This window comes from Variovorax sp. FG153 (assembly GCF_057809595.1).
Genome location: NZ_JBMDKG010000032.1, coordinates 21706 through 43847, shown reverse-complemented (window position 1 = coordinate 43847; position 22142 = coordinate 21706). Strand labels below are relative to the sequence as shown.

The window sequence follows — 22142 nt, the reverse complement described above, 5'->3', positions numbered from 1 at the left end:
ACTAGCTTCGCACCACGCTGCGAAAGGCCACCGACAGCGCCTCGAGCGCCGCGCGCGGCCGCCCTTCGCCCACGCGCGTGTGCAGCAGCACCGGCAGGCGCGGCAACTCGGGCAGCCCGAGCCGCGCGCCCACCTCGACCGCGCCGAAGGGCAGCATGCGCGGCGCCAGCGCGGCCACGCCGAGGCCGGCCATGACCGCGGCCGCGACGGCGGCGACGCCACCGCCGACGAAGACCTCGGTCCAGGGCATGCGCGCCTCGTCGAGCAGTCGCGCGGCCAGCGCGCGCACGCCGCAGGGCTCGGCCATGGTGGCCAGCGGCAGCGGCTCGCCCGCGCGGTGCTGCCAGGTCGGCGCCGCGAACCAGCCGAACCGTTCTTCGGCCAGCAGCTCGCCGTCGTTGCGGCCCGCATGCAGGCGCACGATCACGGTGTCGAGTTCGCGCCGGTCGAAGCTCTGCAGCAGCTCGCCCGAGGAGCCGATGCGGATCTCGATCAGCAGCTGCGGGTCCTGCGCGTTCATGCGCGCGATCAGCGCGGGCAGCTCGGGGCCCGCCACGTGGTCGCTGATGCCGATGGTGAGCCGCTGGCGCGCCTGGGCGAAGGCGCCGAGCGCGCGGTCGTGCACCGCCAGCAGCTCGCGCGCATGTTCGAGAAAGGCCGCGCCCTTGGCCGACAGCTCCACGTGCCGCGGCGTGCGCTCCACCAGCCGGCAGCCGAGCCGCTCCTCGAGCCGCTTGAGCTTGAGACTGATGCCGGCCTGCGTGGTCTGCAGCGCCTCGGCCGCGAGCGTGAAGCTGCCGAGTTCGACGATGCGGATGAAGGCCAGGACGGCATCGAGATCGAGGGGGCGCGCAATCATTTCAAGAAATTGTCGTTGATATAAATATCCATAGCAATTTCGTATGACTAGCATCGTCCGACATCACCACCCCCTTGAAGGAATCACGATGCCCATCAGCCATGTCTTCCTGCGTGCCGGCAAGCCCGAGGCCTATCGAACGGCGATCCTCGACGGCCTCGGCCGCGCGCTCAGCGACGCGCTCGGCGTGTCCGAGGACAACCGCTTCATGACGCTCAGCGAGTACGAGCCCGCGAACTTCCGCCACGGCAATGCCTACGGCGTGACGCGCAGCGACGACGTGGTCTACATCCGGATCACGGTGTTCGACAGCCGCAGCGCCGCGCAGAAGCAGGCGCTGTTCCGGCGGCTCGCGGAACTGCTGGCCGAGAGCCCCGGCCTGCGCGGCGAAGACCTCTTCGTGAACATCGTCGACTCGCCGAAGGAGAATTGGTCGGTGGGCCATGGCCTCGCGCAGTTCGCCTGAGGCCCGGCCGAAGAGATCCACGATGGAGACATCCCATGCTCGATATTGCAGAGGTCGCGCAGCGCGCAGGCCTGGCGCCTTCGGCGCTGCGCTTCTATGAACGGCGCGGACTGATCGAATCCGCGGGCCGCACCGGCCTGCGGCGCGCCTACCGGCCCGAGGTGGTCGCGCGGCTGGCGCTGATCCTCTGCGCGAAGTCGGCCGGCTTCTCGCTCGCGCAGATCGGGCGTTTCCTCGCGTCCACGCCCAAGGACGTCGAGCTGCGTCGCAGCATGGCCAAGCGCGCCACCGAGCTCGACCACGAGATCGAGCGGCTGCAGACCATGCGCGACAGCCTGAAGCACGCGGCCGTGTGCACGCATGCCTCGCTGGTCGAATGCCCGAAGTTCAAGGCCAACTTCCGCGAGCTGGTGCGTTAGCAAGAAAACTTCGAAGAAGCGCTTGACTTGAACCGAAGTTCAAGTCGTAGATTGGCTGTCCCCTTCACCACCGGAAGACAGGACATGCCGCTTCATCCCCAGGCCCAGGCGCATCTGGATCGCCTCGCCGCCACCCGCTTCTCCGACATGCACACGCTCGCGCCCGACGCGATCCGGCAGGGCATGCGCCGCATGCTCGCGGCGCTGCCGCCCGGCGCGCCGGTGGCCTCGGTCGCCGACCGGCGCATCGACAGCGCGGTGGGGCCGCTCGACGTGCGCATCTACCACCCGTCGCCGCAGCAGGTGCTGCCGGTCATCGTGTTCTTCCACGGCGGCGGCTTCGTGCTCGGCGACCTCGACACGCACGACGGCCTCGCGCGCGCGCTCGCCGTGGCGACGCAGGCGGTCGTGGTCTCGGTGGCCTATCCGCTGGCGCCCGAGCACAAGTTCCCGGCCGGTGTCGACGCGGCCTTCGCGGCCACCGCCTGGGTGGCCGAGCATGCGGCGCAGCTCGGTGCCGACGGGCATCGGCTCGCGGTCGCGGGCGACAGCGCCGGCGGCAACCTCGCGGCGGTGGTCGCGCTGAAGGCGCGCGATGCCGCGGGACCGCGGATCGCGCACCAGCTGCTGATCTATCCCGATGTCGATTTCCGCCGCATCAACACCTCGATCCAGGCCTATGCGGGGCAGTACGGCAACATCGGCCGCGAGATGCAGCACTGGTTCATGGATCACTACCTCGACGACGCGGCACTGAAGACCCATGCGCTGGTCTCGCCGCTGCTGGCCGGGGACCTGCGCGGACTGCCGCCGGCCCATATCGTCACGGCCGAGTTCGATGCGCTGCGCGACGAAGGCGAAGCCTATGGCGAGCGCCTGCGCGAGGCCGGCGTGCCGGTCAACGTGAAGCGCTACGACGGCATGATCCACGAGTTCATGCGCTGGCCCTTCGACGCCACGCGCGAGGCGCTGGCCGATGCCGCGCGGGCACTGCGGTCCACGCTGTTCGCTGCATAGCGGCCTTAGCGCGGGGGATGCTGCCAGCTCTTGTGGACGAACTCGAGGCTGTGGCCGTCGGGGTCGAACACATTGGCCGCGTAGTAGCGCGGGTCGTAGTGCAGGCGGGCCCCCGGTGCGCCGTTGTCGCGGGCGCCGGCGGCCATGGCCGCGGCATGGGCCGCGTCGACTTCCGCATGGCTCGCGGCGACGAAGCCCACATGCACCGCCTCGCCGTTCACCGGGCCCTGCCGCAGCCAGAAGAACACGCGCCCCCGGGCGCCGAAGCCCTTCAGGTCGGGATGGCCGGGCGGGCCGTCCTTGCCCACGTAGTCGTGCTGGTGGGCGATGCCCAGCGGTGCGAGCGCGGCGGCATAGAAGTCGATGGAGCGTCGCACGTCGCTGACGGACAGGAAGATGTGGTCGAGCATGGGCGGCGCCGTATCAGATGTTGTAGCCGCCGGCCACCTCGATGGTCTGCGCGTTGATCCAGGCATTGTCGGCGGACAGCAGTCCCGCGATGACGCGGCCGACGTCGTCGGGCCCGCCGATGCGGCCGAGCGCGGTCTGCGCGGCGAGCAGGGTCTCGAACTCGGGGCTCTGGTCGAGCGCCTCGCTGGTCATGTCGGTTCGGATGGCGCCCGGCGACACGGCATTGGCGCGGATGCCGCGCGCGCCGAACTCCTTGGCCATGTAGCGCGTGAGCACCTCCAGCCCGCCCTTGAAGGCCGCATAGGGCGCAACGCCCGGTGTCGCGACACGCGTGGTCGCGCTGGTGAGGTTGACGATGTGGCCGCCGTCGGCCATCAGCGGCAGCAGCGCCTGGGTCAGGAAGAACGGGCCCTTGAGATGCACGTCGAGCAGGCCGTCGAACTCGGCCTCGCTGACCGAGGCGATGGGATTGAAGAGGCCGTAGCCCGCGTTGTTGACCAGCGCATCGAAGCTGTTGCGCTGCCATGTCGCTTCGAGCGTTGCCGCAACCCGGTCGCGAAAGCCGGCGAACGACGCGACCTTGCCCACGTCGAGCGCGAGGGCCGCGGCCTTGCCACCCTCGGCTTCGATCGTTCGCACGAGCGCCTCGGCGCCGGCCGCGTGGCTGTTGTAGGTGAGGATCACGCCCATGCCGCGCCTGGCGGCCTGCAGGGCCGTGCTGGCGCCGAGGCCGCGGCTCGCGCCGGTGATGATGACGATGTTCATGCGTGCTTTCGTTGAATCGGTGATGCATCGACGATAGGTGGCGGCCCGCATCGCGGCCTGCCCATTCCTGCCCCGGGCCTGCCCAGAACTGCCGCGCCGGCACGCGGGCACTTGCGGCGCACGGGGCGGTGCGATCTGATGCAGGCCATGGAAGAACAACTGACGGAACTCCGCGACCTGGCCGCCCATGCGCGCAACCGCCTCACGGAGACCGGCATTCCGCGCGTGGCCATGGTGCAGGGGAAGATCCCCGAGCACGAGCTCAACGCGGTCTACGACCCGATGGTCAACCTGGTGCTGCAGGGCGGCAAGTCGATGACCGTGGGCGAGCGCACGCTGGACTACGGCCCGGCCACCTATTTCGTGATGTCCATCGAGCTGCCCGCGGCCGGCACGGTGCGGCCCGCGCCGGGCGGCGAGCCCTATCTCGCGGTGGCCCTGAGCCTGCAGCCGGCGGTGATCGCGGCGCTGATCGCCGACCTGCCGCCGATCGCGCTCGCGCAGAAGCCCGAGGCCGGCTTCTCGGTGGCCGCCGTCACGCCGGACCTGATGGATGCCTGGGTGCGCATGCTGCGGCTGATGCGGCGGCCCGCCGACATCCCGGCGCTGGCCCCGGTCTACGAGCGCGAGATCCTCTATCGCGTGCTGCAGGGACCGCAGGGCGCGATGCTGCGCGGCATCGCCATGCCCGACAGCGCCCTCTCGCGCGTGAGCCGCGCGATCCAGCGGATCCGGCGCGACTTCGCGCAGCCGCTGCGCGTCGAGGCGCTGGCGCGGCAGGCCGCGATGAGCGCGTCGGCCTTCCATCGGCATTCAAGGCCGCGACCTCACTGAGCCCGGTGCAGTACCAGAAGCGCATCCGCCTCTTGCAGGCGCGCACGCTGCTGGTGGCGCATGGCCGGAGCGTGAGCTCGGCCGCCTTCGAGGTCGGCTATGAGAGCGCCACGCAGTTCAGCCGCGAATATGCGCGCGCCTTCGGGCTGCCGCCGGGGCGCGACGCGGAACGGATACTGGCCGGGAACGCCTGAGCGCGCACCGCGGGCTCACACCTTGTCAGTGGTCGTCCGCGCGCACGAAGGACTCGAGCACCTTGACCATGCGCGCGAGCTGCGGGCCGATGTCCTGCTCGAGCAGCTCGCGGCCGAAGCGGCTGGCCGAGCCGCCGACGTTGAAGGTCACGACGTTGCCGTCGGCCTGCCGGATGGCCGCGCCCACGCCGCTGATGTCGCTCTCCCAGCCGCGCACGACCATCGTGAAGCCGCGTTCGCGCCAGTGCGCGAGCGAGGTCTCGATGGCCTGCTGCGTCTGCGGCCAGCGCTCGCGGTCGGCCAGCCGGATCTCGCCCAGCAGCCGCTCGCGCTCCTTCGCATCGAGCGCGCAGAGGTAGGCATGGCCCATCGCCGAGCGCGCCACGGGCAGCCGTGAGCCGATGTCCAGGCCCAGCGACAGCGGCGCGCTCGAGCGGCAGTTCTCCACGTAGAGCATCGACAGCCCGTTGCGGATGCCGAGCGACACCGAGGCGTCGTAGCGGTCGGCCAGGTCCTGCATGTAGGGCCGCGCGATGCGCCGCAGCTTGAGGTTCGACACCATCGTGATGCCGAGCGCGACCAGGCCGTCGCCATGCGCGTACTTGCCGGTCTCGCGCGAGTGGCGCAGGTAGCCGGCGACGACGAGGGTGTAAGCGAGCCGCGCGATCGTGGGCTTGGGCAGGCCGGTGCGGCGCGCGAGCTCGGTGCTGGTGAGCCATTTCTCGTCGGGGCCCCAGGCGGCCAGGATGTCCAGGCCGCGCGCCAGCGCGGTCACGAAGCGCGGACTGTCGGCGCCCTCCTCGAAGTCGATCTGCTTGGTGCGGCCCATGTTGGCTTTGTAAATTTAATTTCGTTGGACGGAATTATATTTTCAGCGCTTGGAAACGGTTCATGGAATTCCCTATACGAGAGAAGCGCGAGCGGAAAGATACTCGCCGGCGTTCGAAAGAACATTCCATAAATCTAATTCCGCTGAACGAAATTAAAGGATTCACGCGGAACCCATCCAACACGCAGGAGACATCTCGTGAAGTTCCATCGCCATCCGGGCCGCCGCGCCACCGTTCTCTCGCTCATCGCCGCCGCGACGCTGGCCGCATGCGGCGGCGGTGGCGGCGATTCGTCGGGCGCCAGCGCCACGGCGCTGGCCGCCGCCATCGCCGCGCAACAGGCCGGTGCGGGCGGTGCGGGCGCCGGCAATCCCCCGGCACCACCGCCCCCGGCGGCGCCCCAGCCCGAGGAAACGCGCGCGCAGGACAGCCGCCAGTTCACGGTCGACGAGACCAAGCTGCCGTTCGCCGCACTCTCGGGCGCGCCCGACACCGACCGCTGGTGGGGCGTGCTCGAGGGCGCCGGCTACCGCGTGGAAGTACCGAAGAACTGGAACGGCATGCTCGTGATGTACGCGCACGGCTACGGCGGCACGGGCCCGGTGGTGAGCGTCAGCGATCCCACCATCCGCGCGCACCTGATCGCCCAGGGCTACGCCTGGGCCGCGTCGAGCTACACCAAGAACTACTACGACGTGCGCGCCGGCGTCGAGGACACCAACGCGCTCGCGCTGGCCTTCCAGCGCATCGCCTCGCAGAACGGCCGCACGCTCGATGCACCGCGCAAGACCTACATCGTCGGCCAGTCGCTCGGCGGCCACGTGGCCGCGGCCGCGGTCGACGCCGAGGCGCTGGAGACGGCCAACCACAAGGTGCGCTATGCCGGCGCGGTGCCGATGTGCGGCGTGCTCGGCGACATCGAGCTCTACAACTACTTCGGCGCCTCGCAGATCGCGGCGCAGCAGCTGGCGGGCCTGCCCGTCACCGGTTGGCCTGTGAGCAACTGGAACGACCTGCTGCCCGTGGTGCGCAACGCGCTGTTCACGCGCTTCCCGAGCGCGACGACCGCGCAGGGCGAGAAGTACAAGGCCATCGTCAAGAACCTCACGGGCGGCGAGCGCCCGATGTTCGATGCCGGCTTCGCGGGCAGCATGAACGCCACCGTGTGGGGCACCTTCGGCCGCGACGGCACCATCAACGGCATCCTCAACCGCGACGGCTACGACACCACCGGCATCGTCTACCAGCTCGACAACGACCCGGCGCAGAACGCCGAGGAGATCACCTTCAACCAGGGCGCCTACCGGCTGCATGCCGACCCCGAGTCCAACCGGCTGCGGCGCGACGGCCTGCGCTGGTTCCCCAAGTCCAATGCGCGCATCGACGTGCCGGTGGTCACCATCCACACGCTGGGCGACGTCTACGTGCCGTTCAGCATGGAGCAGATCTACAAGCGCCGCGCCGATGCGCTGGGCACCTCGAAGTGGCTCGTGCAGCGCGCGATCCGCGGCATCAGCCACTGCGACTTCACGACCGAGGAGCAGACCCAGGCCTTCGACGCGATGACGAACTGGGAGCAGAACGGCGTGAAGCCGGCCGGCGACGAGGTGCTCGACGCCGCGACCGTGGCGCGCGCCGACTACGGCTGCAAGTTCTCCTCGGCCAGCCGCGGCGGTTGCCCCGCGCCCTGACGGCGCCGGCGCGGCCCGTCCCTTTCGCGGGGCGGCCGCGCCGCCCTTCCCGTTTTCTTCGTTCGCACGTCCTGCCATGAAACAACCCACCCTCACCCGCCGTGCGCTGCACGCCCTGCTGCTGGCCGCCGGCCTCGCCGCCGCTCCCGCCTTCGCGCAGTCCGATGCCTTTCCGGTGCGGCCGATCCGCGTGCTGATCGGCTTCACCGCCGGCGGCTCGACCGACGTGCCCTTCCGCGTGCTGGCCGAGAACGCTTCGAAGATCCTCGGCCAGCCGGTGATCATCGAGAACAAGCCCGGCGCGGGCGGCGTGCTGCCCGCGCAGACCATGCAGGCCACCGCGCCCGACGGCTACACGCTCGCGCAGGTGCCGCTGCCGGTGTTCCGGCTGCCCTACACCACCAAGCTCAACTGGGACCCGGCCAACGACCTGAGCTACGTGATCGGCCTCGCCGGCTATTCCTTCGGCCTGGTGGTGCCCGCCGATTCGCCGATCAAGTCGATGCGCGAGTACCTCGCCTATGCCAAGGCCAACCCGGGCCGCCTGAGCTACGGCACGCCGGGCGCGCTCACCACGCTGCACCTGACGATGGAAGCGATCGCGATCCAGGCCGGCGTGGAGTTCAATCACGTGCCCTACAAGGGCAACTCCGAATCGCTGCAGGCGGTGCTCGGCGGCCACGTGATGTCGGTGGCCGACACGCCGGGCTGGGGCCCGTACGTCGACCAGGGCAAGCTGCGGCTGCTGTCGACCTGGGGCGAGACTCGCTCGAAGAAATACCCGAACGCGCCCACGCTCAAGGAGTCGGGTATCGACATGGTGCAGGCCTCGCCCTTCGGCCTGGTGCTGCCCAAGGGCGCGAACCCGAAGGTGGTCGCGATCCTGCACGACGCCTTCAAGAAGGCGATGGAGATGCCCAACTACCAGGAGTCGCTCGCCAAGTTCGACATGGAGACCTTCTACATGGACAGCGCCGCCTACAAGCAGTACGCGGTGCGCACCATGAAGACCGAGAAGGCCGTGATCGACAAGCTGGGCCTGGGCACGGCGGGCGCCGCCAAATAGGCGGCCGCTCGCCGGGGCTCAGAACAGGTTGCCGACGTTGAACAGCGTCAGCAGCCCCAGCACGCCGAAGATGACGGCGGCCACGCCGTGCACCAGCCGCATCGAGACCTTGGCCGCGATCTTCTCGCCGAGGAAGACCGCGGGCGCGTCGGCCAGCATCATGCCCAGCGTGGTGCCGATCACGACCTGCACCACGTCGGGATAGCGCGCGGCCAGCGCCACGGTCGCGATCTGCGTCTTGTCGCCCATCTCCGCGAGGAAGAAGGTGACGACCGTGGTGCCGAAGGCGCCGAAGCGGCTCTTCGTCTTCGCGGCATCGTCGTCGATCTTGTCGGGGATCAGCATCCACGCGGCCATGGCCAGGAACGAGGCGCCGATGACCCAGCGCAGGATGTTCGGCCCCATGGCCTGGGCCACCCAGCCGCCGAGCGCGCCCGCTGCGGCATGGTTGACGACAGTGGCGGTGAAGATGCCCGCGACGATCTGCCAGGGTTTGCGAAAGGTCGCGGCCAGGATGATCGCGAGCAGTTGGGTCTTGTCGCCCATTTCCCCGAGCGCGACCACGCCCGTGGATACGAGTAAGGCTTCCATGATGAAAAGAGAACTCCTGGGCCAGCGACGCGAAGACCACGCCACTTCCCGGCCCATACCGAGGTGACGTGGTCAAAGGTCTTGCCAGGCTCTGAAGCTGCTCGCGCCATGGCCGAAAGGCCAAGTGTGTTGACGCGGGCTCCTGCGTTGCGCAGGTCAGCTACTCCCCAATGACTGAGGGCGCGATCTTAGTCGTGGGCAGCGAATCGCCCGCGCCTTTTCGATGAATGTCCCCTTGTCGAGAGCGAGTTGCATTACCGCGACGGTTTCGAGGCGTCATGCGGCACGCGCCTGTTGCTCGCCGGCCAGCGCCAGTTCCCGCAACAGCGCTTGCCGCGTCGCAGCCGCCTTCTCGGCCTGCGCCTCGCGCACATGGCCGTATCCCCGGATCGACTGGGGCAGCGAGGCCAGCTTCGTCACGATGGGCAAGGTCTCGGCACGCAAGTCGGACAGGGCCACGCGCATGTCGTCTTCGTACTGCGCCAACAGCCGGCGGTCGAGTGTGCGTTCCGCCGCCTTGCGGAACGGATCGAGCCAACTTCCCCGGAGGCCGCGCATCCGCGCCATGCATTTCATCGCCAGCAGCACCCAGGGTCCCGCGTCGCCCTTGACGGGCTTGCCGCTGTGGACGTCCTTCCGCGCGAAGGGCCAGACCCCGAGGTGGAAGCGCAGCCGGATCGGGCCCTCGAACTCCTGCGCCAGTGCCGATCGAAAGTCGGGGTGCGTGAACAGGCGGGCGACCTCCCACTCGTCCTTGGTCGCCAGCAGCCGGTGGTAGTTGTGCGCCACGGCCCTGGCCAGGGCATCTCCCGCATGGAGCGCTGCTTCCAACCGACGCGCCTTCTCCACCAACGCCCTGTAGCGCTGCACATGCAGTTCGCCGCTGTGCGCGCGCAGGTGTTCGATGCGATGCGCGACGGTCTGGTCGAGTCCCCGGGTCTGCCGCGGCATGAAGGTGATGACCTGCGTCGGCTGTTCGGCCTTCAGGTGGCGCTCCACCGCCGGTCGGTCGTGGGCGACGCGTCGCCCCCAGAGGAACGCTTCCTTGTTCATGGCCACGGCCACGCCGTTGAGCTCGATGGCCCGCTCGATCGCGGCTCGTCCCAGGGGAACGAAGCCGCGCTGCCAGGCCAGGCCCAGCATGAACATGTTGATGCCGATCGGATCGCCGACCAGCGCGGTGGCCATGCGCTCGCCATCGATCAGCACGAGATCGGCCGTGCCCGCCGCGGCCTCGATGCGCTCGATCAGCATCTTCGGGTCGAGCTGCCAGTCGGGATTGCGCGCGAAGTCGCTGGTCGGCACGAGGCCGGTGCTCACCACCGCGCGGCCGCGACCGGCCGGCAGCCGTGTCAGCGATTCGTCCGAGGCCGCGACGACGAGGTCGCAACCGATCAATGCATCGGCTTCGCCCTCGGCGATGCGCGTGGCATGCAGCATCCCCGGCTCGGGCGCGAACCGCACATGCGAGGTCACGGCGCCGTACTTCTGCGAGAACCCGGTGACATCGAGGTTGGAGCTGTAGCGGCCCTCCAGATGGGCGGCCACGGCCAGGGTCTGGCCGATGGTCACCACGCCCGTGCCGCCGATGCCGGAGATCAGCACGCTACAGGCGCGTTGCAGCGGTGCGATGTCGGGCTCGGGCAGCGCCTGCGTGTACGGGCGCGGCGATGCCGCCTGGGCCTCGACGCGCGCCGCGGCACGGCGCGGCTTTCCGCCCTCGACGCTGACGAAGCTGGGGCAGAAGCCCTCCACGCACGAATAGTCCTTGTTGCAGCTTCCCTGGTTGATGCGGCGCTTGCGGCCGAGCTCGGTCTCCAGCGGCTCGATCGACATGCAGTTCGAAGCCACGCCGCAATCGCCGCAGCCCTCGCACACGGCGGGGTTGATGAACAGGCGCCGGTCGGGATCGGGCAGCTTGCCGCGCTTGCGCAGCCGGCGCCTTTCCGCCGCGCAGGCCTGGTCGTACAGGATCACCGAGACGCCGGGGTATTCGCGGAACTCGCGCTGCACGGCGTCGAGGGCCGTGCGGTCGTGCACGGCCACGCCGTCGGGCAACTTCACCGCGGCGTAGCGCCGCGGCTCGTCCGTGACGACCGCCATCTTGAGGATGCCCTCCGCCGCGAAGCCCGCGAGGATCTGCGGCGGGCTGAGGTTGCCCTCGACCGCCTGCCCTCCGGTCATGGACACGAAGCCGTTGTACAGGACCTTGTAGGTGATCGGCACCTGCGCCGCGACGGCCTGCCGAATCGCCAGGTAGCCCGAGTGCGCCAGCGTGCCGTCGCCGATGTTGGCGAACACATGGCGCTCGGCGGTGAAGGGTTGCTGGCCGAGCCACATCACGCCTTCGGCACCCATGTGCGACCAGGTGGTGGTCTGCTGCGGGTTCACCAGCAGCGCCATGCTGTGGCAGCCGATGCCGGCCAGCGCGCGGCTGCCTTCGGGTACCTTGGTCGAGCGGTTGTGCGGGCAGCCCGAGCAGAAGCCGGGCACGCGGTTCGGCCCCGGCACCTTCGCGGGTGCGCCCGTGCACTGCGCGGGCACGGGCACCTCGCGGCCCAGCACGCGCGCCAGCACTTCCGTCACCCGTATCGGCGAGATCTCGCTGGCATTCGGAAAGGCGACGTCGGCAGGGCCCGATTCGAAGAGCCCGCCTTCGAACAGCTTGCCCACGAGGCGCGGTGCATTCGCACTGCCGTAAAGAATGGTGCGCACCTGGTCTTCGAGGATGGGCCGCTTCTCCTCGACCACGACGATGGTGTGCAACCCTTGCGCGAACTCGCGCACGATCTCCGGATCGAGCGGCCAGACCAGTCCGATCTTCAGCAGCTTGAGGTCGGCGAACCCGCCCACGGTTGCCTCACTCTCGCGCCCCAAAGCCTGCAACACGTCCTGCCAGGCCTTGCCCGCCGCGATGACGCCGACACCCGCCCCGGCAGGGTCCGCGACGATGCGATTGAGGCGGTTCGCCCGGGCATAGGCGAGCACCGCGCCATGCTTGTGGTTGTAGAGCCGGTCCTCCTGCGGAAGCGGCATGTCGAAGCCGCGGATGTTGTAGCCCGCGCCGAACGGGTCCACCGGCCGGCTCGGTGCCTCGGGCACGGTGATGAGAGGAGCATCCGTCCCCACGTAGACCGATCCCCCGCCCTCGACGACGTCGGTCACGACCTTCATGCCCACCCAGCAGCCCGAGAAGCGGCTCATGGCGATGCCGTGCAGGCCGTAGTCCAGCAGCTCCTGCGTGTTGGAGGGATAGAGCACCGGCATGCCGACCGCCATGAGGATCGGATCGGAGAAGTTGGCGACCGAGGAACTCTTCGCGCCGTGGTCATCGCCCGCCAGGCACAGCACGCCGCCCTTGGGCGAGGTGCCGGCCTGGTTGGCATGCCGAAGCACGTCGCCCGAACGGTCCACGCCCGGGCCCTTGCCGTACCAGATGCCGAACACGCCATCCACGCGCGCGCCCGGAAAGGTCCCCACGTACTGCGAGCCCCAGATGGCGGTGGCGGCCAGGTCCTCGTTTAGGCCGGAACGGAACACCACGTTGGCAGCCTTCAGTTGCTTCTCGGCAGCCCACAGCTCCATGTCGTAGCGGCCCAGCGGCGAACCGCGATAGCCCGAGATGTAGCCGCCCGTGTTCCAGCCGGCCGCCGCATCGCGCGCGCGCTGCTGCAGCGGCAGGCGCACCAGCGCCTGGATGCCGGTCATGTAGACCCAGCCGTCATCGACGCCATAGCGGTCTTCGAGCGCCGCGACGTCACGTACCAATGCAATGTTCAAGATCCGTCTCCTGTGGGTTTCAGTGCTGGGCGGCCGGCACGTCGCTGCCGCTGCGGCCCACCAGGAATTGCAGGTCGCAGCCGTCATGGGCCTGGTTGACGGTGTCGACGTACAGCCTGACGTAGCCGCGCGTAGCCATGGCGGCGGGCGGCTTCCACGCGGCCAGCCGCTGCTGCAACTCCTGCTCGGACACGAGCAGCTCGAGCCGCCGGGCCTCGACGTCGAGCTCGATCAGGTCGCCGTCGCGCACGACGGCAAGGGCGCCGCCCACGGCCGCTTCGGGCGACACGTGCAGCACCACGGCACCGAACGAGGTACCGCTCATGCGGGCGTCCGAGATGCGGACCATGTCCGTCACGCCCTGCTTCAGCAGCTTGGCGGGAATGGGCAGCATCCCCAGCTCCGGCATGCCCGGAAAGCCCTTGGGGCCGCAGTTCCGCAGGACCATGACCGAGTCCGCATCGATGTCGAGATCGGGATCGTCGACACGCCGGGCGAGGTCGTCCTGGTTCTCGAACACGACCGCGCGGCCCCTGTGCTTGAGCAGGCGCGGCTCGGCGGCCGAAGGCTTGATGACTGCACCGTTCGGGCACAGGTTGCCGCGCAGGATGGCCACGCCCGAGGTCGCCATGAAGGGCTTCGCCACGCTGTGGATCACCTCCGGGTTCCAGCAGACGGCGCGGGCGTTGTTCTCGGCCAGCGTCCTGCCGGTCACGGTCAGCGCATCGCCGTGCAACAGGCCCGACTCGCACATGTCGCGCAGGATCACGGGCAGCCCCCCGGCCTCATGGAAGTCCTGCATCAGGTAGCGGCCCGAGGGCTGGAGGTTGAGCAGCGTGGGCACGTCGCGTCCGACCCGGTGCCAGTCCTCGATGTCGAGCGGGACTTCCATGCGCCGCGCCACCGCCGTGAGATGGATGACGGCATTGGTCGATCCGCCGATGGCCGCGTTGACCGCGATGGCGTTCTCGAAAGCCTCGCGGGTCAGCACCTTGTCGAGCCGGAGGTCCTCGCGCACCATGTCGACGATGCGGCGGCCCGCCATGCGCGCGAGCACGCGGCGCCTGGCATCCACGGCGGGAATCGATGCGTTGTCGGGCAGCCCCACGCCGAGCGCCTCGACCATCGACGCCATCGTCGACGCCGTTCCCATCACGTTGCACACGCCCACCGAGCGGGTGAGGCAGCCCTCGGCCTCCTCGAAGTCCTCGTTGACGGCGCGGCCGGCGCGCAGGTCCGCCGCCAGGTTCCATGCATCCTTGACGCCGAAGGACTTGCCGCGGAAGCTGCCGTTGAGCATGGGCCCGCCGGACACGCCGATGGTCGGCAGGTTGACGCTGGCGGCGCCCATCAGCAGCGCGGGCGTCGTCTTGTCGCAGCCCATCAGCAGCACCACGCCGTCGAGCGGGTTGGCGCGCAGCGTCTCTTCCACGTCTATGCTGCACAGGTTGCGCAACAGCATGGCCGTGGGCCGCGTCAGCATCTCGCCGGGCGAGATGACCGGGAACTCCATCGGCACGCCGCCCGCTTCGAGGATGCCTTCGCGCACATGCTGCGCCAGGTCGCGGAAGTGCGAGTTGCATGGCGTGAGATCGGACCAGGTGTTGCAGATGCCGATCACGGGCCGCCCGTCGAAGTGATCCATCGGCACGCCGCGGCTGCGAACCCAGCCCCGGTTCGCGAAGTTCCTCGCGCCCCGGCCTTCGAACCAGGCTTGCGACCGCAGCCTGCGCTTTTCTTCATCGGACATACGCTTGTTTTCCTATCGCTATCACAAGGAGTGGTCAGATCGCATCCGCCGCTCCAGCACGGCCAGCACCGGCGCAAGCAGCACCACGATCAGCAACGGTGCCGCGGCGGCGCACATGGCGACCTTCACGCCCATCTGTTGCGCCAGCAGCGCTGCCGCGATCAGCGGCGCGGCGCTGCTGCCGAAGCGCGAGACCGCCCCCTTCCATCCGACCGCGGCGCTGCGCAGCGTGGCCGGATAGACGATGGGCGTGATGATGTTGAGCGACTGGTAGGTGCCGATGACGAAGAAGCCGGCGCTGACGATCACGGCGATGAAGCCCGCGCTGCCGAACGGGAAGACGCCGAGCCCGGCCAGCGACAGCGCGCCCAGCAGCGCATACACGGCGGTCACGGGATAGCGCCCGAAGCGGTCGATCACGAGGCCTGTGGACAGGCCGGCGGCGATGGATGCCAGCCCGGCCATCGATGCGTAGGCCGCATAGCTGGCGACCGGCACGCCCCCGAATTCATGGAAGAAGGCCGCGCCGATGCCGAACAGGTTCACGGCGATCTGCCCGCAGATGCAGGAGAACCAGAGCACCGCGGTGAAGAGCGCGCGGCGGTCGCCGAAGATCTCGACGATCGAGATGCGCGCGCCGGTTCGCCGCTGCGGTCCGCGAAGCCTGGTGCCGGCATCCACGGCGATGCCCAGCTTGCGCAGCGCCTTGAAGATGTCGGTCGGCTGTGCGCCGGTGCGCGCCAGATGCAGCGGCGACTCCGGCATCCACAGCACGATCGGCACGATCATCAGCAGCGGCGCCAATGCGCCGATCAGGTACATGCCCTGCCAGCCGATGCGATCGAGCGCGAGGGCCACGAGCCCGCTGGCGCCCACGGCGCCGATGGCCACGCCGGCATAGACGATGCCCACCATGGTCGAGCGACGCTTGACGGACGAGATGTCGGCCACCAGGCTGGCAGCGGCAGGCAGCAGGCCGCCGCCCAGCATGCCGGCGATGAAGCGCGTTGCCCCGAAGGTGGCGATCGAGCCGGCGAACACGCTCTGCAAGGTGGCGACCGAGAACAGTGCCAGCAGTGCGATCAGCATGCGCTTGCGGCCGAAGTGATCGGCCAGCGGCGACAGCAGCAGGCCACCGATCGCCTGCCCCATGGGCTGCAACGCGAAGGCGCCGGTCAGGCTGGCGGTCGGCACGCCGAGCGTCGATGCGATAGCGGGCAGCATCTGGCCGGTCACCGCCAGGTCGTAGCCGTCGATCAGCAGCACGAGGAACAGCGTGGCCACGGTGAGCACGTGGCCGCGCCGCACGGGCGAGGCGTCCAGCAGGCCGCCGAGGTCGATCCTGTCATTCATGGCGGGGCGCTTCAGATGCCCAGCTGCCGGGCCGCCAGGTCCTTGAGGATTTCCTCGGAGCCGCCGCCGATCATCATCACCTTGGCTTCGCGATAGATGCGTTCGGAGCGGGTGCCGCGCATGTACCCCATGCCGCCGACGATCTGCACCGCCTGATCGGCGCAGAACTGCATGGCCTGCGTCGAAAGGATCTTCGCCATGCAGGCGCGCGCCACGAGCTGCTCGGGATCGCCATGCCGGTGCTCGAGCCGCCAAGCCAGCTCGTAGACGAGCGCGCGGGCGGCGTCGATCTTCAGCGCCATGTCCACGAGCTTGTGGCGAATGACCTGCCGCTGCGCGAGCGGTTGCCCGAAGGTCACGCGGTCGCGCGCCCAGGCCAGGGCCTCGTCGAGACAGGCCTGCGCGAAGGCGCAGGCGGCGGCCGACATCGACAGCCGCTCGCTGTTGAAGTTGGTCATGAAGACCTTAAAGCCCTGGTGCTCGGTGCCCAGCAGATGGCCGACCGGCACGCGCACGTCGTCGAAATGCAGATGCGCGGTGTCGGAGCACCACCAGCCCATCTTCTTGAGCGGCGTGCGCGTGAGTCCGGTCGAATCGGCATCGACCAGCAGGGCCGACACGCCCGCGGCGCCCTTCGAGCCCGCATCGGTGCGCACGGCCACGGTGATGAAGTCGGCGCGCATGCCGGAGGTGATGAAGGTCTTCTCGCCGTTCAGCACATAGTGCTCGCCCTCGCGCCGCGCGGCGCATTTGAGCGATGCAACGTCGGAACCGCCGCCGGGCTCGGTGACCGCCAGCGCGGCGATCTTGTCGCCGGCGAGCACGGGCGGCACCACGCGCCGCTTGAGTGCTTCGCTGCCATGCGCGGCCACGGGTGGCAGGCCGATGGTGTGCGACAGCAGCGAAGCCTGCACGCCGCCGCAGCCCGCGCGCGCCACCTCCTCGATCGCGACGAGGTAATGGAAGATGTCGGCCGCCGTGCCGCCGAGCGCTTCGTCGTAGCCGATGCCGAGGGCACCCAAGGCACCGAACTTGCGATAGAGCTCGCGAGGAAAGGTTTCGGCCTCGTCCCAGTCGTTCGCGAAAGGGACGATCTCGCGGTCGACGAATTCGCGCAGCGTCGATCGGAAGACTTCATGCTCGGCGCTGAAGTAGTGAGGGAGTGGACGTGTTTCGATCATCGTGCCCCCATCTTCTTGCGGCGCGAGATGGCCGTCTTGCGCGCAGCGGCTGGCGTGTTCGACGTCGGGTCGAAGGCCGATGGCTAGAGCGCCTGCGCGATGATGCGCAGCTTGCGCGAGCCCGCGATGATGTCTCGGGGCTTGAGCCCGTAGACCTGGCGGATCGAATGACTGAAATGCGTCGAATCGGGATAGCCGATGTCGAGCGCGACGTCGACCAGGCTGGCGTCCGTGTGCACATGGTGCAGCAGGCTGCGGGCCCGCTTCCACGCACGCACGTTGCGAAACGGAATGCCCACCTCTTCCTTGAACAGATGCCGGAAGCGCGAGATCGACAGGTTCACGCGCGAAGCGCATTCGTCGGAGGCAACGGCACCGGTCGGATCGGCCTTGATGCGCTCCAGCACGCTCGCGATGCGCTGGTCGAGCGCGCGCGCGGGCAACGCCGCGCCGAAGAAGCTCCGGTCGAAATCGCACGGGTGCAGGTCGAGCGCGCCGCCTTGCGAAGCAAGCCGGCGATGGACCTCGCGCACATGCGTCGCGAAGTCGGGTGCGTGCACCGCGCCGCACAGGCGCAAGAGCGGCGGCAGCCGGCTCGCGTCGACCGTCTCGGGCTCGATCAGCACGATGAGCACGTTGCGGCCCTCGCAGGCGATCTCGTAGGGCACGTAAGGCTGGACGATCGCGACTTCGGTCGCTTGCCATTCGCCCCCGTCGAGCCGCACGCGCAGTCGGCCATCGATCGCGACGTACGCGACGAGGGCCCCTTGCGTGTGCAGGCTTCGGGCGCCGAGAAGGCCGGCATAGAAGAGGCGGTCCTTCGTGATCCACATGACGCGGTCGGCGCTGGTGCAGCGCCCGGGAACGAAGGCGTCGTCGGCATCCGTCATGTCGCGTCCGCGCTCTTGCGATCCAGCGGGCTCAAGCACCCTTGGCGGGAATGATGGGCAACAGGATGAAGGGCTCGTTGCCCTGGTCGAAGTGCAGCGTGTTCTCGCCGCCGAAGACCTCGGGCGGCCGGTCCTGCGGATTCGCGTGGCGGAACGGACCGACGCCCGTCATCGGATAGGGCTGGTCCGAGAAGCCGGCGTCGCCGAGTCCGTGGTCGTAGTCGCAGCCTCGAACGTTGAGGGCCAGCGTGTAGCCCGGCGGAATCACGATGGAGGTCGGCAGGATCTCGATGTCGAGCACGACCGGCTCGCCCGGCACGAGCGGCTGCAGTTCGTCGTGCGTGTGGTACGGGCGGTAGGGCAGCGACTTCGCCGCATCGAGCTTGCGGTGCGAGGCGCGCAGCCATCCCAGTGCGATCGGCACGCGCGGATCGTTGGAGCCGACGAACAACACCTCCTTGCCGTCCGGTGCGTAAAGGCGCAGCGCCAGGAAGAGGTCGGCATCCGCCGTCCTGGAAGACACCACGAGCCGCGCCGCGATCGGGCCGGTGATCTCGATCTCCTCCCTGGCCGGCGGGAGCTTGAACATGAGCCCTTCGCCCATCGCCTGGTAGGCGATGCTGGCGCCGGTGGCCGGCGTGGTGCCCAGGGCGCGGGTGGCGGGCTCGAGGTAGTACTTCGTCCACTGGGTGCGGGCCAGCGGCCATTCCTGCTCGTCGCGGATCGTGAAGTGCTCGCCCGGCCGGCGGATCTGCAACTGCACCGGCGGCTGGCGGTCCCAGCCCGTGTCCTTGCCTTGCAGGAAGTGGGCGAGAAAGCGCTTCTGCAGCGCAAGACCCTCGGCCCGGTAGAAAGGGCTGAAGTGGCTGTTGCCATGCACCTCCAGCCACTTCTGGCTCGAGCCCGCGTCCAGATAGCCCTCGAAATTGCCGCGCGGATGCACGCCCATGCCGCCCCAGTTCGCGGCCGACAGCAGCGGCACCTCGATGCGGCTCACATCGGGCTTGCGCGAGGAATAGAACGCGTCGTCGAGCGGGCGGTTCAGCGACTCGTTGGCCATCTTGGGCGCGCGGTTCGCCGCCAGTTCCTCGTCCGACAGCGTTTGCGGACCGCAGACGAGCTCGCCGTTGTTCGGATTGCGCGCGCCGCGCTCGCCATAGCCGTGCTGGATGCGCAGCACCTGGCGCTCGTACCAGCCTTCGCCGAACTGCGAGTAGATGCCGCCGTGCCGCGCCGCATCGCGATAGCGATCGACGAAGCCTTCCCAGACGCAGATGGCGGCGAGGTGAGGAGGCCGCAGCGCGGCGACGTACCACTGGTTGCTCGCGTAGTAGGAGATGCCGTTCATCCCGATCTTGCCGTTGCTCCACGGCTGTGCCGCCGCCCATTCGATGCATTCGTAGATGTCCTTCGTCTCCTGCTCCGAGGTCGGGTCGAGCACGCCCGGCGAGCGGCCCGCGCCGCGGCTGTCGACGCGGATGCAGACGAAGCCGTCGGGCACCCACTTCTCGGGATCGACGACCTCCCAGTTCATGTACTTGTTCGACGAGCCTTCGGCGATGTCGGGGAAGTCGCGCACCATGCGGTCGTACGCGCTCTTGTAGCCCACCTGCATGGGCACGCCCTTGCCATAGGCGCCGTAGGAGAGCAGTGCCGCATGGCGGCCGGGTTCCGGCGGGAGAAAGACGTCGGCGCGCAGCACGACGCCGTCGCTCATCGGAATGGGCACATCCCAGAGGATGCGCATGCCGTCGGCATGGACGGCCTCGGGCATGTCGTTGGAAAGCGCGCCGTCGGCGCGGTTCGGGTTGGCTTGGTTCATGGTGATCTTTCCTTCTGAAACTCAACTGATCTGGATGCCCAGCGGCGGCAGGATCCTGGCGAAGCGGTCGATCTCCGCATCGACGAAGGCCTTGAAATCGCGCGGTGTCGTCGCCTCGAGCACGCCGCCGCCGTCCTGGATGTACTGCCGGTACTTCGGGTCCTGCCCGAGCTTGGCAAACATGGCGTGCAGCGAATTGGCCGTGGCTTCGTTCATGTTCTTCGGGCCCCAGATGCCCGACCAGGCGGGGATGTCGGGCACGTCCAGCCCGAGTTCGGCGAAGGTGGGCGTGTCGGGAACGATCGGCGAGCGCACGTTGCCCGAGAGGCCGAGCGCGCGCATCTGTTTGCCCTGGATCCAGCCCTGCGCGGAGACCGGCGCGAGGAAGGTGCAATCGACGACGCCCGAGACCAGGTCGTTGCTCGGCGCGCCCTTGTACGGGACATGGACCAGGTCGATGCCGGCGTTCCTGCAGAACAGCGAGGCCATGATGTGGGTGGGATTGCCCAGGCCCGAGTTCGCGATGGTGAGCTTGCCCGGCGATGCCTTCGCGGCATCGATGAACTGCTGCAGGGTCTTGAAGCGGGAGTTCGCTCCGACCAGCAGGGCCCATCCATAGTAGGTGGCCAGCCGCGTGATGGGCGTGAAGTCCGACTTCGAGTCGAAGGGCAGGTTCTTGTAGAGCACCGCGTTGGTCGTGTGGCCCGCGGAGTTCAGCAGCACCGTGTTGCCATCGGGCTTCGATCGCGACACGTCCAGCGATCCGATCACCGCGCCCGCGCCGGGCTTGTTGTCGATGATGACGTTGCGACCGCTCGTGGTCTCGAGGGTGTGTGCCAGCAGCCGTCCGGTGACGTCCATGCCCGATCCCGCGGGGAAGGGCACGACGATGCGCAGCACATCCGACTTGGCCGGCTGGGCCATCGCCGGCAATGCGCTGCCGAGTGCCGCGCTGAGGAGGGTCCTGCGATTGATGTTGCTCATTGCCTTGTCTCCGTACTTGTTTTTCGAGGTGCCACTTCGCGCATCGGCGCCAGGTGTGCCGCTAGCGGGGCGAGAACGAGGTCGGTTTCAGGATCTGCGACTCCTGCTGCCGCAGCGCGCCCAGTTCCTTCGAACGCGCCCTGTATTCCTGCCAGGCCGGATCGGCCTCCATGGCCGAGCGCCGTTGCTCGCGGTCGGCCAGGCTGTCGAATCGCCACAGATGCACGATCTGGTTCAGCGGGCCGATCTCGCTGACGTAGAAGCCGACGAGGCCTCCCAGGTACTTGTTCTGCAACGGCAGCGCCATGCGCTCGTAGAGCTGCAGGAAGTCGGCGACGCGCCCGGGTTCGGCGGTGTAGGTCCTGAGCTCGAAGATCATGGTTGCGCCTCGTTCTCCACGGGGTTCGACAGCACGCCGATGCCTTCGATCTCGATCTCGATGGTGTCGCCGGCCTTCATCCACACGGGCGGCTTGCGCGCATAGCCGACGCCCGCGGGCGTGCCCATCACGATCACGTCGCCCGGCTCGAGCGTGAGCGCCTCGGTGAGCAGGCACAGCGTTTCGGCCACCGGAAACAGCATCCGTGCGGTGTTGCTGCTCTGCATGACCGTGCCGTTGAGGCGCGATTCGATCTTCAGCCCCGCGGCACCGGGCGGCAGGTCTGACGCGGGCACCAGCCAGGGCCCCAGGGCGCCGGTGGCATCGAAGTTCTTGCCGATGGTCCACTGCGCGGTCTTGCGCTGGTAGTCGCGCAGCGTGGCATCGTTGAAACAGGCATAGCCGGCCACGGCCTCGAGCGCGTCGGCTTCGCTCAGGTGGCGCGAGGTTTTGCCGATCACCACGGCCAGCTCGGCCTCGAAGTCGAGCTGGCTCGAAACGCGCGGCTGCCGGATCGCCGCGCCGTGCGCCACGAGCGAGGACGCACCGCGCAGAAAGAAGCTGGGGTAGTCGGGCCGCTGGTTGCCGCCTTCGGCCGCGTGGTCCGCGTAGTTGAGCCCCAGGCAGATGATCTTGCCGGGCCGCGGCACCACGGGCAGCAGCCTCGCGCTGCCGAGCGGGATGCGGGCCGAGGCGGGCGCGGCGGCGGCCTCCTTCGCGGCGGCGGCGAAGCCGGCCGCGCCGCGGGTGCAAAGGGCCTCCATGTCACCGGGCAGTGTGACGATGGCGCCATCGATGACCGCGCCCAGGCGGGGCGTCGGATCGGAGTCGGTACGGAAAGTGACGAAGTTCATGGGCTT

Annotated in this window: 21 protein-coding genes and 1 riboswitch; of the genes, 7 read left to right on the top strand and 14 right to left on the bottom strand. The window is 68.9% G+C overall.

Features of this window, described 5'->3' with window-relative positions; translation table 11 throughout:
• Nucleotide 1 precedes the first annotated feature (1 nt).
• Nucleotides 2–859, bottom strand: coding sequence for a LysR family transcriptional regulator (locus tag ACODT0_RS28260; protein ID WP_261210568.1), 858 nt, complete (start codon nt 857–859; stop codon nt 2–4).
• Nucleotides 860–947: 88 nt separating this feature from the next.
• Between ACODT0_RS28260 and ACODT0_RS28255 the strand changes: the two genes are divergently transcribed.
• The 3 genes from ACODT0_RS28255 (at nt 948) to ACODT0_RS28245 (ending at nt 2761) form a co-directional block, all read left to right on the top strand.
• A complete protein-coding gene (locus tag ACODT0_RS28255; protein WP_413765328.1) occupies nt 948–1325 on the top strand; it encodes a tautomerase family protein in 378 nt (125 codons plus the stop codon).
• 35 nt (nt 1326–1360) lie between these two features.
• Nucleotides 1361–1744: a MerR family transcriptional regulator gene (locus tag ACODT0_RS28250; protein ID WP_413765327.1), complete on the top strand. Its 384-nt coding sequence runs from the start codon at nt 1361–1363 to the stop codon at nt 1742–1744.
• Between the two features lie 84 nt (nt 1745–1828).
• Entirely contained in the window at nt 1829–2761 is a 933-nt protein-coding gene (locus ACODT0_RS28245) for an alpha/beta hydrolase (RefSeq protein WP_413765326.1), read from the top strand.
• Between the two features lie 5 nt (nt 2762–2766).
• Here ACODT0_RS28245 and ACODT0_RS28240 read toward each other — a convergent pair whose 3' ends face one another.
• Together ACODT0_RS28240 and ACODT0_RS28235 are read right to left on the bottom strand one after the other, a co-directional pair.
• A complete protein-coding gene (locus ACODT0_RS28240; protein ID WP_296729510.1) occupies nt 2767–3171 on the bottom strand; it encodes a VOC family protein in 405 nt (134 codons plus the stop codon).
• A gap of 13 nt (nt 3172–3184) precedes the next feature.
• Nucleotides 3185–3937, bottom strand: a complete 753-nt coding sequence (locus ACODT0_RS28235) for an SDR family NAD(P)-dependent oxidoreductase (RefSeq protein ID WP_489042841.1) — start codon at nt 3935–3937, stop codon at nt 3185–3187.
• Between the two features lie 147 nt (nt 3938–4084).
• Between ACODT0_RS28235 and ACODT0_RS28230 the strand changes: the two genes are divergently transcribed.
• A complete protein-coding gene (locus tag ACODT0_RS28230) occupies nt 4085–4771 on the top strand; it encodes an AraC family transcriptional regulator (protein ID WP_489042840.1) in 687 nt (228 codons plus the stop codon).
• Between the two features lie 5 nt (nt 4772–4776).
• Nucleotides 4777–4965, top strand: coding sequence for a helix-turn-helix domain-containing protein (locus tag ACODT0_RS28225; protein ID WP_489042839.1), 189 nt, complete (start codon nt 4777–4779; stop codon nt 4963–4965).
• Between the two features lie 25 nt (nt 4966–4990).
• On the opposite strand, the gene ACODT0_RS28220 is transcribed toward ACODT0_RS28225, so the two are convergent.
• The gene (locus ACODT0_RS28220) at nt 4991–5794 is read right to left on the bottom strand and encodes an IclR family transcriptional regulator (RefSeq protein ID WP_057592647.1); all 804 of its coding nucleotides are present in this window, start codon (nt 5792–5794) and stop codon (nt 4991–4993) included.
• Nucleotides 5795–5992: 198 nt separating this feature from the next.
• Between ACODT0_RS28220 and ACODT0_RS28215 the strand changes: the two genes are divergently transcribed.
• Complete coding sequence (locus ACODT0_RS28215) at nt 5993–7486, top strand: alpha/beta hydrolase family protein (protein WP_296729504.1); 1494 nt, start codon at nt 5993–5995, stop codon at nt 7484–7486.
• 76 nt (nt 7487–7562) lie between these two features.
• Nucleotides 7563–8552: a tripartite tricarboxylate transporter substrate-binding protein gene (locus ACODT0_RS28210; protein ID WP_057592659.1), complete on the top strand. Its 990-nt coding sequence runs from the start codon at nt 7563–7565 to the stop codon at nt 8550–8552.
• Nucleotides 8553–8570: 18 nt separating this feature from the next.
• Here the strand turns inward: ACODT0_RS28210 and ACODT0_RS28205 are convergent, their stop codons facing one another.
• From ACODT0_RS28205 to ACODT0_RS28160, 10 genes are all read right to left on the bottom strand, one after another.
• A complete protein-coding gene (locus tag ACODT0_RS28205) occupies nt 8571–9143 on the bottom strand; it encodes a TMEM165/GDT1 family protein (RefSeq protein WP_057592646.1) in 573 nt (190 codons plus the stop codon).
• Between the two features lie 10 nt (nt 9144–9153).
• Nucleotides 9154–9324: riboswitch (yybP-ykoY riboswitch) on the bottom strand.
• Nucleotides 9325–9419: 95 nt separating this feature from the next.
• Nucleotides 9420–12923, bottom strand: a complete 3504-nt coding sequence (locus tag ACODT0_RS28200) for an indolepyruvate ferredoxin oxidoreductase family protein (protein WP_489042838.1) — start codon at nt 12921–12923, stop codon at nt 9420–9422.
• Between the two features lie 19 nt (nt 12924–12942).
• Complete coding sequence (locus tag ACODT0_RS28195; protein WP_296729498.1) at nt 12943–14673, bottom strand: IlvD/Edd family dehydratase; 1731 nt, start codon at nt 14671–14673, stop codon at nt 12943–12945.
• Between the two features lie 21 nt (nt 14674–14694).
• On the bottom strand, nt 14695–16026 hold the full coding sequence (locus tag ACODT0_RS28190; protein ID WP_489042837.1) for an MFS transporter: 1332 nt from the start codon (nt 16024–16026) through the stop codon (nt 14695–14697).
• 11 nt (nt 16027–16037) lie between these two features.
• Complete coding sequence (locus ACODT0_RS28185) at nt 16038–17207, bottom strand: acyl-CoA dehydrogenase family protein (RefSeq protein WP_489042836.1); 1170 nt, start codon at nt 17205–17207, stop codon at nt 16038–16040.
• An 83-nt stretch (nt 17208–17290) separates the two neighbouring features.
• Nucleotides 17291–18097: a helix-turn-helix transcriptional regulator gene (locus ACODT0_RS28180; RefSeq protein ID WP_296729492.1), complete on the bottom strand. Its 807-nt coding sequence runs from the start codon at nt 18095–18097 to the stop codon at nt 17291–17293.
• A 31-nt stretch (nt 18098–18128) separates the two neighbouring features.
• Nucleotides 18129–19919, bottom strand: a complete 1791-nt coding sequence (locus ACODT0_RS28175; RefSeq protein ID WP_296729490.1) for a CocE/NonD family hydrolase — start codon at nt 19917–19919, stop codon at nt 18129–18131.
• 21 nt (nt 19920–19940) lie between these two features.
• Nucleotides 19941–20903: a Bug family tripartite tricarboxylate transporter substrate binding protein gene (locus ACODT0_RS28170; RefSeq protein WP_296729488.1), complete on the bottom strand. Its 963-nt coding sequence runs from the start codon at nt 20901–20903 to the stop codon at nt 19941–19943.
• 61 nt (nt 20904–20964) lie between these two features.
• A complete protein-coding gene (locus ACODT0_RS28165; protein WP_296729486.1) occupies nt 20965–21282 on the bottom strand; it encodes an NIPSNAP family protein in 318 nt (105 codons plus the stop codon).
• Nucleotides 21279–22136, bottom strand: coding sequence for a fumarylacetoacetate hydrolase family protein (locus ACODT0_RS28160; protein ID WP_413765322.1), 858 nt, complete (start codon nt 22134–22136; stop codon nt 21279–21281). The genes ACODT0_RS28165 and ACODT0_RS28160 overlap by 4 nt, the downstream gene beginning before the upstream one ends.
• Nucleotides 22137–22142: the final 6 nt, after the last annotated feature.